We start from the raw sequence: 11,713 nt of genomic DNA on the forward strand, positions 1-11,713 counted from the left end.
ACGCGCCGACGAGCTGACCGAAGTGGAACGCAACGCCGCCTCGGCTGACGACATCAGCCTGCAGCTGTAGGACTGCCGGTGACTGTCGCGCTGGATCCCGTGCTGCTACACCACATCGTCAACACGCTCGGCTGGCCCGATCTGCGGCCCCTGCAACGCGACGCCGTCGCTCCACTGACCGCGGGGCACGACGCCCTGCTGCTCGCCCCGACCGCCGGAGGAAAGACCGAGGCGGCGACCTTCCCGATCCTCACCCGAATGACCGCCGAGCAGTGGACCGGTACCTCGGTGCTCTACCTGTGCCCGCTCAAGGCCCTGCTCAACAACCTCGAACCCCGGCTAACACGCTATGCCGACTGGATCGGTCGCCGGGTCGCGCTCTGGCATGGCGACGTCACCGCTGGAAAACGCCGGGCGATTCTCGCCAGCCGACCCGACATTCTGCTCACCACGCCGGAATCGTTGGAGTCGATGCTCGTCAGTGTGAACGTCGACCACCGGTCGTTTTTCGCCGGTCTGCAAGCGGTGATCGTCGACGAGGTGCACGCGTTCGCCGGCGACGACCGTGGCTGGCATCTGCTGGCCGTACTCGAAAGACTCGCCCATCTGATCGGCCGTCCCCTGCAACGCATCGGCTTGTCCGCCACCGTCGGCAACCCCGCCCAACTCCTTGCCTGGTTGCAAGGTGCCGCTGGCGACACTAAGCCCGCCGTCATCGTCGCCCCTCACTTGCCCGTCATCGCAACAGCCGACGCTCCGCAAGTACCACCTGGTGAAGTCGAACTCGACTACGTCGGATCCCTCCCCAACGCGGCAAAGGTCATCGCCGCGCTATATGCCGGGGAGAAGCGTCTGGTCTTCTGCGAGGCGCGGCAGACCGTCGAGGAACTGGGCCAACTTTTGCGCGGGCACGGCATCACGACCTTCTTGTCCCACGCCTCCCTGTCCGCCGACGAACGCCGACGATCCGAAACCGCGTTCGCCGAGGCGCGCGACTGCGTGATCGTCTCCACCAGCACCCTTGAACTCGGCATCGACGTCGGGGACCTCGACCGGGTCATCCAGATCGACGCCCCGGGATCTGTCGCCAGCTTCCTGCAACGGCTCGGCCGTACCGGCCGGCGTGCCGGCTCCACACGGAACTGCCTCTTCCTCGCCACCTCCGGAGACGCGCTGGTGCGGGCGGCAGCCCTGCTGTTGCTCTGGGGCCGCGGCTGGGTCGAACCGGTCACGCCGACTCCCGAACCTCGGCACATTGTCGCCCAGCAGTTGATGGCGCTGTGCTTGCAGGAACATCGCGTCGGAGACCGATTGTGGTCGCAGTGGTGGAACGGGTTGCCGCCGTTCGACCGCAGCGCTGAACCGATCGCCCGGCACCTCGCCGGCCATGGTTACCTCGACGACGACGGCGGCATGTTCTTCATCGGCCCGGAAGCCGAAAAGCGGTTCGGTCGCCGGCACTTCATGGACATGACCGCCGTCTTTCTCGGCTCGCCGGAATTCACCGTCCTGCTCGGCCGCGACGAACTCGGCAAGATCGACCCGTGCCTGCTCACCGAGGAGAACCCCGGCCCACGTCGGCTCCTGCTCTGCGGCCGCAGCTGGCAGGTCACCTACATCGACTGGAAACGCCGCCGCTGCTTCGTCGAACCGGCCGACAGCGGCGGCAAAGCACGCTGGACCACCGGTGGCGGCATCGCCGGCACCAGTTTCGCACTCACCCGAGCCGAGCGGGAGGTCCTCCTCGGCGCTGACCCGCCCGTGAGAATGACCCGCCGGGCCATCGACCAGATCGGCGCACAGCGTGACAAGCACTCGTCGGTGGTCCACCCAGGCGGCGCCGTCATCCTGCGCGCCGACAACCACGACCTGCGCTGGTGGACCTGGGCTGGATTCCGCGCCAATGCAACCCTCGCGGCGACCTTGAGCGAGGTCGTCGATCCCAGCCAGCGATACGACGACCGATACATCCGCCTGCGCGAAGACCTCACCCCGGCAGCGTGGCGTGAACTAACCGTCGACGCGTCAACGCGTCTCTGTCTACCCGAGGTCAGCAGGAAGGCACTCGACGGGCTCAAGTTCAGTGCCGCCCTTCCGGAACGTCTCGCGATGGCAACACTCGCCGCCCGCCTTGCCAACCTCACCGGCGCCGAGCAGATCCTCGCCGAGTCGTCGCGATTCGTCGTGGCGGCCTGAGTCTCAGGCGCACCATAAGCCGATCTTCCGGTGTAGCGGTGTCAGAGGAATCGCCTCATCCAGGATGAGTACTCTGTGGCGTGGGACCATGTCGTGGGTGGCATCGTCGTGACTGTCTGCCCACCCCGCCTCATCAAGCCAAGCGAGTTCACGTCTTCAGCGGGCTGGATGTCTATTGGCCGCCAAGATGTTTAGTGCCTCGGCCCAGGCGTCGGTGAGCTTCCTCGGTCACTACTTGCCGGTGGCAGCCACCTTCGTCCGCCTCGTAGCACGGCACGGCGACCCGCTCGTGCTGGCCTGCGGCGGCAACTGCTTTAAGGGCGTTGCTCGACGCCGGTCGGTGCAGCAACTCCGCGTTGAGGGCACGCGCATTCTTACGGGCTGTCTCGGCTCCGGCGGTACTGCTGGATGTGGTCGGCGAGGTCGCAGGGTGCCGGGAGTCGAAGTGGAGCCAGAATCCGATCCGGCGTTCGCTGCGGAGTATTCGCCGTGTCGGCCGGGAGGGTCGGGGACGGTGGTGCAAGTTCGCTGTGACCATCAGGTCCGCAGGTCGGTGCAGTGCTGGGTGCGGGCGTATGCAGCGAGGTCGACGAAGAACTAGTTGGCGGCGGGCAGCTCAGGATGCTGCATACCCAGGCCCGGGGGTGACCGGCGGGTCGTCGCTGTCGGCGGTGAGGTAGGCCCGCCTTATCTACCGCTTGCGTGGATCACTCATGCTCGGACGGGTCGCTGTCCGGCGACGAGCTATTGCGGGTGGTGCAGCCGAACGCGTTCCCCGCCGAGACGATGGGCGGTCCACCTGTGTACGGGCTAATCCTGCTGGCAACGGCGATCATCTTCGAGGTCATCGGCACCAGTGCGCTGCGGGCGTCCGAGGGTTTCTCGAAGCTGTGGCCGAGTGTGATCGTCGCCGGCAGCTACGGGGTGTCGTTCCTGTGTCTGTCGCTGGCGCTCAAGCAGGGCCTGAGCATGGGTCCCGCGTATGCGATCTGGTCGGGGGCGGGAACCGCGCTGATCACGATCGTCGGGATCTATGCCTTCAGTGACAAGATCACCCCCCTTGCGTACGCGGGCATCGCGGTCATCGTTCTCGGCGTGGTCCTGGTCAACCTCGGTGGCGGCGGCGCGCACTAGCCCGCTACGCCGTCAAGGCGATCGTCAACGCCCCCGCCGCCACCATTACCGCGGCCCACAGCTTGTCCACGTTGAACCAGGCCGTCCGCAGCACTTTCAGCCCCGCGAACTCGTACACCACGACCGCGCAGACTCCCAGCACCGCGAACATTGCGACCGTGTGCATCCCGGCAGCCAGCAACCCGGTCAGTGCCCCGGCAGGCGCGGCTGCCAATGCGGCAGCGTGCGAACCGTGTCCGGCAGTCAGCACGGGCGTCGTGGCGAGGACTGGCAGGAGCATCAGTCCAGCCCCGTGCGCGGACGACATCAGGAACGACCAGCCGGCGAGCTGCCCTGCGGACAGCCGCATGCCCGCCCATCGGAAGTGCCGGGCCGAGAGCAGCCGCCACAGGCCGAAGCCGACCAGCACCACCCCGCCGACGATCGCCACCACCTTGCCGGTGACGACTGATTCGGTGGCCGAGACCACCGCTGCCACGATCGCCACCGAGGCGAGGTGCCCGGCGGCGATGGGGGGCAGGGAGGTGAGCAGCACCGTACGGCTGCCTTCCTGCATGCCGCGCGCGACCGCGAAGAGCCAGCCCATCGCGGGGTTGAGGCCGTGGAAGGCGCCGAGGGCGGCCAGGGTGGCTAGTTGGGTAACGGTCACGGGAAGCAGTACGAGTCGGACGAGGCGTCGCCGCCCTGGAGCCGGGTCTGGTGCACGCGCAGCCCGCGGAACTCGTCGCCGTGCGGGAAGAACCGCTCGTCCAGCGTCATGCCGCCGTTGACCGTGTCCACGTCGATCTTCGCCATCCAGGCGCCGACGCCGTCCGGATAGAACTGGTCGTCCCACGATCCGTACAGGGAATTGGTGACGTAGACGCGCTTGCCGTCGCGGGAGATCTCCACCATCTGTGGTCCGCCCGCCAGACGTTCGGTGGGGGAGGCGGGGTGGGGCACTCGGCCGACGATGCCGCCGAGCCGGATCGAGCCGGTTTCGACGGGGTGGAAGGGGTCGGAGACATCGAATTGCTTCAGCTCCCCGGTGCCCCACGCGGAGACATAGAGGAAGCGGTCGTCGACGGACAGGTCGATGTCGGTGATCAGCGGGGGCACCGCGCCGAACGGTTGCAGTGCCGGCGGCAGGTCGGCCACGTCCGCGGGTTCAGCGGGGATGTCGAGGACCTTGGTGACCTTGAAGTCGCCACCGTCGCGGTGCCACACCCAGACGGAGGCGGAAAGGTCTTCGACAGAAGTGACGACGCCGACGAAGCCGTACTCCTTGCGGGGGTCGTGGGCGGGGCGCAGTTCGAGGGGCATCTGGTACTGGTCGCCGAGGTCGACGGTCTGGACGAGGCTGCGTTTGGCCAGGTCCCAGAAGTGGATGCGGTGGCCGTACTTGCGGTTGACGAGCAGGTCGGGGTTGATGCCGTCCTCGATCATCGACGGGGTTCCCCATTCGGAGGACACCAGCACGTCGCGGGTGAGGTGCCACCAGAAATCGTACGCAAAGAATTGATCGCCGCGGTCACGTTCCCACGGACCGCGCACCTCGAAGGTGGTGTGGTCGAGGACCGCGATGCCGCCGGGGCCTTCGGTCGAGCTGCCGCCCAGCGCGGAGACGTAGATGCCGTCCGGTCCGCAGTGGATCGTGTGCGGCCGCGAGTAGCCCGCTTTGTCGGCCAACTCCTCGGCGGGGATCTCCTTGACCAGCACCGGGTTGCGCGGGTCGTCCTTGGTGTCGAACACGTAGAGCCGCGACGACCGCAGCCCCGGCACGATCAGGTAGCGGCGCTCGACGTGTGGGTGCGGGGCGGTGGGGCAGAGGGCGCTGCTGCACGCGTTCCAGCCGAAGTGGTGCAGCTCGTCGCCGACGTGCGGAAGATCGGTCCAGCCGACCACCTTTCCGTACGTGTCGGAGGAGGGTTCGGTATCCAGCACGGCGATGGCGTCGGGCTTGGTGGCGGAGCGGTCGAAGGCCGCGACGTAGGCGAGGCGCTCGGCGGGCGCGGCTTGCGCGTCCCGCGGCGAGGCGTAGAAGGTCGGATCGGGTGTCCACCTGGTCATACGGCCATCCTCGCCCCGTCAGGAGCTGGTGACCAGAGTCACATCTGTCAACAGGTGGTCAACGTTCGTCGAGCGGCAGCCGCACCAGGACCGTCGTGCCCGGACCGTCGTGCTCGGTCAGGTGGATACTGCCGTAGTGACGCTGCACGACGGCGCGGCTCAGCGTCAGGCCCAGCCCCGAGCCGGGGAGCGCCTGGTCGCGGGTCCGGCTGGTCCGGTAGGCGCCGGTGAGCATCTTCTCCCGCTCGACCGTCGGGACGTCCACCCCGGTGTCCGAGACGGCCAGCTCGGCGGCCCGACCGGCGGCCTGCAGCCGTACGGTGATCCGGCCGCCGTCCGGGCTGAACCGGACCGCGTTGCCGAGCAGATTGTCCACGACCTGCCCCAACCTGCGCCGATCGCCGGGCAGGACCAGCTGTTCCGGCACGCTCTCGTCGACGGTGAGCGGTTCACCCTCGATCGCCTTCCGGGTACGCGTGACCGACTCGCGCACCACCTCCGCCAGATCGACCGGCGCGAAGTGCACGTCCGCATGCCCGGCATCCAACGCGGACAACTCCAACAGATCGCCGATGATGTGCCGCAGCTGCGTGGTGTTGCGCTCGATCACCTCCAGCATCCGCGGCCCCTCCTGCACGAGCATCGCGGAGTCCGCCTCCCGCAACAGCTCGGTGTACGCGGCGATCGACGTCAGCGGCGTCCGCAACTCGTGCCCGACCAACGCCAGATACTCGTTCTTGGTGCGGGTGAGCTGCCGCTGCAGATCCTCCACCATGCGCCGCTCCACGAACTGCCCGATGTGCGCAGCAATCCCGGACAGCAGCGCCACCAGCTCATCGTCCGGCTCCTCCGGGGTGTCGGCGAAGACCGTCAAAACCCCCAGAGACTCCCGCCCATTGCGTACGGGGATTGCCAGCGCAGCATGCAACTGCGAGTCGGTGGCCGTCTCGGTGGAGATCAAGCTCTGTGGCCGGGCCACATCGCGGATCCACAGCGGCTTACCCGCCTGCCAGGCTCGCCCGGGGAGTCCGGTGCCGTGCGGGAGCTCCGCCGGAACATCGATCGCACCGGCCCAGCCCGGCACATGCCAGTGCGCCACCGACCGCACCACCCCGGCGGCGTCGTCCACCAGCCACAACTCAGCATGGGTCCAGCCCAGCGTCCGGACGATCGCCTCCATCACCTGCTCGCCCGCAGCGGCCACGCTCGGCGCATCGGCCAGCGCGGTGATCACGTTCAGCTCGCAGGTGCGGAACCGCTCACCCCGTTTGCGGCGGGTGACGTCCTGCACGGCCTGGACGGCGCCGAGCGTATGCCCGTCCGGCCCGATGATCGGCTGGGCGTCGACCACGTAGTGCCGGGTCCGGCGGCCCAGCCCCGAGAAAGTCAACTCGTGGCCGCGGAGCCGCTCGCCGCGCAGCGCCCGGTACAGCGACACGTCACCGGGGGCGACCGGGTTGCCGTCAGCGTCGGTGAGTTCGGCGTGCACGGCGTCGCCGTCGAGGTCACCGGGCATCCGCGCCGATCCCCACAGCTCCTGCATCCGCGCGTTGACCAGCATGATCCGGCCGTCCGCGTCGCACGCGGTCACCCCGTCGTGCAGGCTGTCCAGCACCGCGTCCAGGAACCGCCGCTGCCGGTCGATCTCGTACCGGGCCAGCCGCTCGGTGATCAGCAATGTCCCGACCTGCGCGGCTTCGGCGATCGCAGCCCGGTCCTCGGCACTCCACTGCCGCGGCTCGGCATCGAACACGCAGCACGCCCCGATGATGACGCCGAACTCGTCGTGGATCGGCCGGCCCAGATAGGCGCCCTTCAAGCCCAGCTTGCGCACCGGCGAGTTCGGCGGCACCCGTTCGTCATCGCCGAGATTGTCGATCACCAGCTCCGCGCCGGACCGCAGCACCACCCCGCCCAACGTGTCGTCGATGGCAACGTCGGTGTGGTCGGCCCGGGGGAGCGGCAGCCCGTACTCACCGGCGAGCATCAGCCGGTCCCCGTCGACGAAGTACACGACCCCGCAGCGAGCCTGCACCGCCCGGGCGACGAGCGCGGCAACCTGATCGGCGGCCCCGCTGACCATCGCATCCCGTCGACGTTCCGCATCATCCCCGGCTGCCGCCGGCCCGTAATGCGAAGAACGTGTCGGCTCTGCGCCATGAACGGCGTGTGGGGTGTCTGCCCGTTTCTGCGCGCGGCTGCCGGTGGCCTCGGAGGCCTGCCGGGGCTCGCTTTCCGTGCTGCTGGGCGCGCGACCGTCCGGGCTGTCCGTGCGCCCCGGGCTGGTCCGGCTCGCTCGACGGTCGAGGCCCAGCTCGCTTCGTGGCATGCTTCCGACCTCCGTTACCCAGAGTACGGGGGCCAAAGCCGTAAAAACGGCGAACCGGATCAGCGTCGCCGGTACACCAGGTCGAAAATCTCCCGCCCCGCCCGCACTCCCCGCTGCTCGAACTTCGTCAACGGCCGGTGGTCAGGTCGAGGCGCGTACCCCGCGTGGGCGTTCATCAGCCCAAGGTCGCCGTCGAGCGTCTCCGCCATCGCCGCGGCATACTCAGCCCAGTCGGTCGCGCAATGCAGCGTCCCGCCCACCCGCAACCGCTCCCGCAGCAGGGCCACATGCGCAGGCTGGATCAGCCGCCGCTTGTGGTGCCGCGCCTTCGGCCACGGATCCGGAAAATACACATGTACGGCCGCCAAGCTCCCCGGTGCCAGCCGCCGCACCAACTCCATCGCGTCGCCGTGCGCCACCCGTACGTTAGAAAGGGATTGATCCCGGACCAGAGCAAGCAGATTGCCGATGCCGGGGGTGTGCACCTCGATCGCCAGATAGTCCCGGCCGGGATTGGCCGCCGCCATCGCCGCGGTCGTCTCACCCATCCCGAACCCGATCTCGAGTACGCGCGGAGCGGCCCGCCCGAACAACTCGTCGAGATCCAGCGGCGCCCGCTCCCCGTCGACGATGGTTACGCCCAGCGTGGGCCACAGCTCGGCAAAAGCATCGGCATGCCGGTTGCCCATCCGGCCCCGGCGGGGATGGAAGGTACGGATCGCCCGCTGGGTCGTGTCGCTCATCGCCGGCTGGGTCGTGTCGCTCATCGCCGGCTGGGTCGTGTCGCTCATCGCCGGCTCGGTCGTGTCGCTCATCGGGCGGCCCGTCGTGTCGCTCATCAGGCGGCCCAGAGTACGCAACCGCCGGCCCGAGCTCCGGACCGGCGGGTTTCTCCTGATCTTCAGTTATCGCTCGGCGTCAGCGCTGGAGCTTCGTACATCGGCGCTCGGGCCTTCATTCTTGTCGGCGCCCGGTCGTTCGTCTGGGCTTGGGGCTTTGGCAGCGGGCCTTTGCCGGCGCTTGGACGTTTGTCAGCGCTTGGGCTGCACGCTCGGCTGGGAGCCCTGGTGGAAGGCGGCGCGGGAGCCGTTGGCCAGGCCGATCACCATCACCCAGGAACCGTTCTTGTAGGTGCCGGTCGCCGCGGCCCGGGCCGAGTCGATGTATGCCAACTCCCGGTCCTGGCTGGCACCGACATTGCGCTTCGCCCCGGTCGCCATGTCGTACTCGACCACGTGCACCGGCTGGTCGGTGGCCGCAGTCTCACCCTTCTGGTACGCGGTCCAGGCCAGCTTGGCCCCGTCGCGCCGCCAGGCCGGCACCACCGCGAAGCCGGAGTTCTGCTGGCTGCCCCCGCCGTACGCGGCGACGGTCTTCTCCCCGCCGGTGGCGATGGTGCCCACGGTCAGGCAGGCGTCGTAGATCGATTCGCAGTCCCCGCCCCGGAAAGCGATCTTGGCTCCGTCCGGTGACCACGCCACGGCGTCGTCACCCTTCAGCCGGTCACTGAGCGATCCGGTGGGAGCCGTACGAGCCGCGGCGGCTTCCGCTTCCGTCGGCAGGTCCTCACCCCGGCAGTAGCTCGGGAAGAGGATCTCCGGCACCGCGTTGGTGGCCGTCGCGGAGATCTTGTAGACCCCCGGCCCGCCCGAGCAGGACAGCGACGCGAACGCCAGGAACTTCCCGTCCGGCGACCACGACGCACCCGCCGCCACCCGCGTCGACACCCGCCGCTTCGCGCTCCCGTCCGCCTTCATGGTCCACAACTGACCAGCCTTGAGCAGCGCGATCGACTTCCCGTCCGGCGCCCACTGCGGCCGCGACCAGCCCCCACCGGTCGTCAACCGAGTCTCCGCGACCCCCTTGCTCGCGTAGACATCACCACCCCGCACATACGCCACCAGCGTCGCCGTGGTCGGCACCGAAGCGGCCGAAGCCGGCGCCGGCGCGACGATCGCCGCCCCGGCCACCCCTGCCGCCGCCGTGAGAAGACTTCCCGTAACCCGCCCGATGACCGACATGCCCTACGCCCCCCGACGTTGCCCCCGCTTACACCGGAAGACATCGTCGCAACCGCGCTGCACCTAAGAAGTTCCCACTCCGAAACCAAAACAAATCACAACCGTTCGGACGATCCGCCCCGCTCCGCGAGTCTCACTCCGCCCTCCCGCTCGGCGTCCCGGCCTGCTGAGCTGACGATGCCGGCCCTGCGAACTCCCGCCCACAGCCCGGCCGGTCCAGCGACCTGGACCCCCGGCAAGGCGCATCCCGGCGAACCACCCCGGCCCGGCGCGCCCTGTTTGCGGCAGGCGCCGCCCATCCGAGGCGACGCCCCGGACGAAAAGCACTCAACTGCCCCGAACGCCGCCTCCCGCCAGCAGACGACCCGCACCACCCCGGCCCGTTGACCGCGGCGGACGTCGTCAGCCTGCTCCCCGCCCTGGCGCCCTGGCGCCCTCCGCCCCTGGCGCCCTCCGCCCTGGCGCCCAGCGGTCTGGCGTTCCGCCGTGATTTCCTGCCGTGACGTTTCCTGCCTTGATTGTCCTCACCCTGCTCGCCTGGCGGATGCCCGGCACGAGCATGCTGCCCGCTGCGGCGCGGCCGCCATTCCATCTGGCCGCCCGGCCGCCTGCCGCGCCGCCGTCATCTCCAATGACCGCCCGGTCCGTGCTGTCGCCGACCGGCGTCGAGCGGCAGGCCCGTCGAAGTCCGTGCCTGCGCGGTGCCTGTCTCGCCACCCAGGTCATCGCCGCCATCGACTGGGTGGTCGAACACCGCAACGACGACGCCAGGTACCCGATCCGGGTGCTCAACCTGTCGTACGGCACGGACGGCGTGCTGAGCTCCGGTCCGCGCCTGCACGGTGCCTGCACGGTGCCCGTCCCGCCGGTCCGGGACCCGGTCAGGTCTCGGACCGGCGGCGCCGCCGCTGAGGTTGGTCAGCGCCGCGGCGGCCGGAGCGACCAAGAGCATCAAGCCGCCGTAGCGCTCCACATGGAGGTGAACGCCGCGGCCTCGCCCGCCAGCCACCGTTCCACGTCGCCGGACTTTGCCGCTGGGTCGATGCGGTGGGTCACCGCACGACGCAGGTCGACCAGGACCGGTGCTGCGCCCGGCAGGATCTGGTCCATGTGCCGGGCCATCAGGTGCAAGGTCGCGGTGATGACCTCCGGGGTCGGGGGCTGGTCGTCGAAGTGCAGGCGGACGGCTTCGCGGCGGTTGTCCGCGTACCGGAGTCCGAAGTGGGGGTTGATCTTGACTGCCAGCGGGCCGACCGAGGCGATGGCCTCGCGGGTCTGGGCGAGGCTGAGGCCGGCCGGGTCGCCGAGGGAGTGCAGGTAGGTCAGGGCTCCCGCGCTGACCGCCTCGTAGAGCGGCTTCCAGCGCGGCTTCACCAGCGCGGCGACGCCGGTCAGGTAACTGCCGCCGGTGCGGAAGGCGATGTCCGCCTTCAGGGCCTTGACGAGCTGGCCGTGCGGGTTGAAGCCGGTGCGCCGCTCGCGCTGGCGGCGTAGACCGCCTACGAACGTCGCCTTCGCCGGCCCCGTCCGCGCCACGTAGCGCGTGAAGCCGAGCATGGTCGCGTAGGGCGGGATCGTCGGCACCGAATTGGACAAAACAGGCGTGGTCACCAAGGTTGTGGTCATAGTGATCTCCCCGCAGCTCAGGCACCCTTTTAGTACACACATTCTAATAGACGGGTACGACATTCCCAACCCGTGTGGGCCCCGGAGCGACTGTCCCGGTCCCGCGCTGAGATGGCACCCACCGTGAGGTGGCACCTGGCCGGCGCCGTCCGGGTGAAGTGGCACCTGTAACGAGGCCGGCTGAGATGCGGTCTCCAGGTGATCGACATGGCGATGCTGCTCAAGACGGACCTTCGGCCCACCGAACATGGCATCCGTGCCCGGGGGGGGTGTCCCTATGGGTTTCGTCAAGCGGCGAGAGCGTGGTCGCTCGGTCGTGTTTGGTAGGGGCTGCGGTCGCGGAGCATGGCGAATAGGA

Annotated in this window: 9 protein-coding genes; 2 read left to right on the forward strand and 7 right to left on the reverse strand. The window is 69.0% G+C overall.

Annotated features, from left to right (window positions below; genetic code table 11):
* Positions 1–78 precede the first annotated feature (78 nt).
* Complete coding sequence (locus ACIA1L_RS03845) at positions 79–2,196, forward strand: DEAD/DEAH box helicase (protein ID WP_396070947.1); 2,118 nt, start codon at positions 79–81, stop codon at positions 2,194–2,196.
* A gap of 172 nt (positions 2,197–2,368) precedes the next feature.
* On the opposite strand, the gene ACIA1L_RS03850 is transcribed toward ACIA1L_RS03845, so the two are convergent.
* The gene (locus ACIA1L_RS03850; protein ID WP_396070948.1) at positions 2,369–2,734 is read right to left on the reverse strand and encodes a DUF488 family protein; all 366 of its coding nucleotides are present in this window, start codon (positions 2,732–2,734) and stop codon (positions 2,369–2,371) included.
* 164 nt (positions 2,735–2,898) lie between these two features.
* On the opposite strand from ACIA1L_RS03850, the gene ACIA1L_RS03855 reads away from it, so the two are divergent.
* Positions 2,899–3,330, forward strand: a complete 432-nt coding sequence (locus tag ACIA1L_RS03855; protein ID WP_396070949.1) for a DMT family transporter — start codon at positions 2,899–2,901, stop codon at positions 3,328–3,330.
* Between the two features lie 4 nt (positions 3,331–3,334).
* On the opposite strand, the gene ACIA1L_RS03860 is transcribed toward ACIA1L_RS03855, so the two are convergent.
* The 6 genes from ACIA1L_RS03860 to ACIA1L_RS03885 all read right to left on the reverse strand — a co-directional run bounded on the left by ACIA1L_RS03860 (position 3,335) and on the right by ACIA1L_RS03885 (position 11,355).
* A complete protein-coding gene (locus tag ACIA1L_RS03860) occupies positions 3,335–3,979 on the reverse strand; it encodes a hypothetical protein (protein ID WP_396070950.1) in 645 nt (214 codons plus the stop codon).
* Entirely contained in the window at positions 3,976–5,379 is a 1,404-nt protein-coding gene (locus tag ACIA1L_RS03865; RefSeq protein ID WP_396070951.1) for a selenium-binding family protein, read from the reverse strand. The genes ACIA1L_RS03860 and ACIA1L_RS03865 overlap by 4 nt, the downstream gene beginning before the upstream one ends.
* A gap of 58 nt (positions 5,380–5,437) precedes the next feature.
* A complete protein-coding gene (locus tag ACIA1L_RS03870; RefSeq protein WP_396070952.1) occupies positions 5,438–7,462 on the reverse strand; it encodes a GAF domain-containing protein in 2,025 nt (674 codons plus the stop codon).
* Positions 7,463–7,767: 305 nt separating this feature from the next.
* Positions 7,768–8,451, reverse strand: a complete 684-nt coding sequence (trmB, locus tag ACIA1L_RS03875; protein WP_396071004.1) for a tRNA (guanosine(46)-N7)-methyltransferase TrmB — start codon at positions 8,449–8,451, stop codon at positions 7,768–7,770.
* A gap of 288 nt (positions 8,452–8,739) precedes the next feature.
* Positions 8,740–9,729: a hypothetical protein gene (locus ACIA1L_RS03880; protein ID WP_396070953.1), complete on the reverse strand. Its 990-nt coding sequence runs from the start codon at positions 9,727–9,729 to the stop codon at positions 8,740–8,742.
* 951 nt (positions 9,730–10,680) lie between these two features.
* A complete protein-coding gene (locus tag ACIA1L_RS03885) occupies positions 10,681–11,355 on the reverse strand; it encodes a hypothetical protein (RefSeq protein ID WP_396070954.1) in 675 nt (224 codons plus the stop codon).
* Between the last annotated feature and the right edge of the window lie 358 nt (positions 11,356–11,713).

Origin of the sequence: Actinoplanes sp. NPDC051859, from assembly GCF_044452725.1 — a bacterium.
GTDB lineage: Bacteria > Actinomycetota > Actinomycetes > Mycobacteriales > Micromonosporaceae > Actinoplanes.

What these genes read in the sequence shown, in the direction of transcription:
- ACIA1L_RS03850 (WP_396070948.1), bottom strand. Translation starts at nt 2,734, where the DNA reads ATGGTCACAGCGAACTTGCACCACCGTCCCCGACCCTCCCGGCCGACA.
- ACIA1L_RS03865 (WP_396070951.1), bottom strand. Translation starts at nt 5,379, where the DNA reads ATGACCAGGTGGACACCCGATCCGACCTTCTACGCCTCGCCGCGGGAC.
- ACIA1L_RS03870 (WP_396070952.1), bottom strand. Translation starts at nt 7,462, where the DNA reads ATGGTCAGCGGGGCCGCCGATCAGGTTGCCGCGCTCGTCGCCCGGGCG.
- trmB (WP_396071004.1), bottom strand. Translation starts at nt 8,451, where the DNA reads ATGAGCGACACGACCCAGCGGGCGATCCGTACCTTCCATCCCCGCCGG.
- ACIA1L_RS03880 (WP_396070953.1), bottom strand. Translation starts at nt 9,729, where the DNA reads ATGTCGGTCATCGGGCGGGTTACGGGAAGTCTTCTCACGGCGGCGGCA.
- ACIA1L_RS03885 (WP_396070954.1), bottom strand. Translation starts at nt 11,355, where the DNA reads ATGACCACAACCTTGGTGACCACGCCTGTTTTGTCCAATTCGGTGCCG.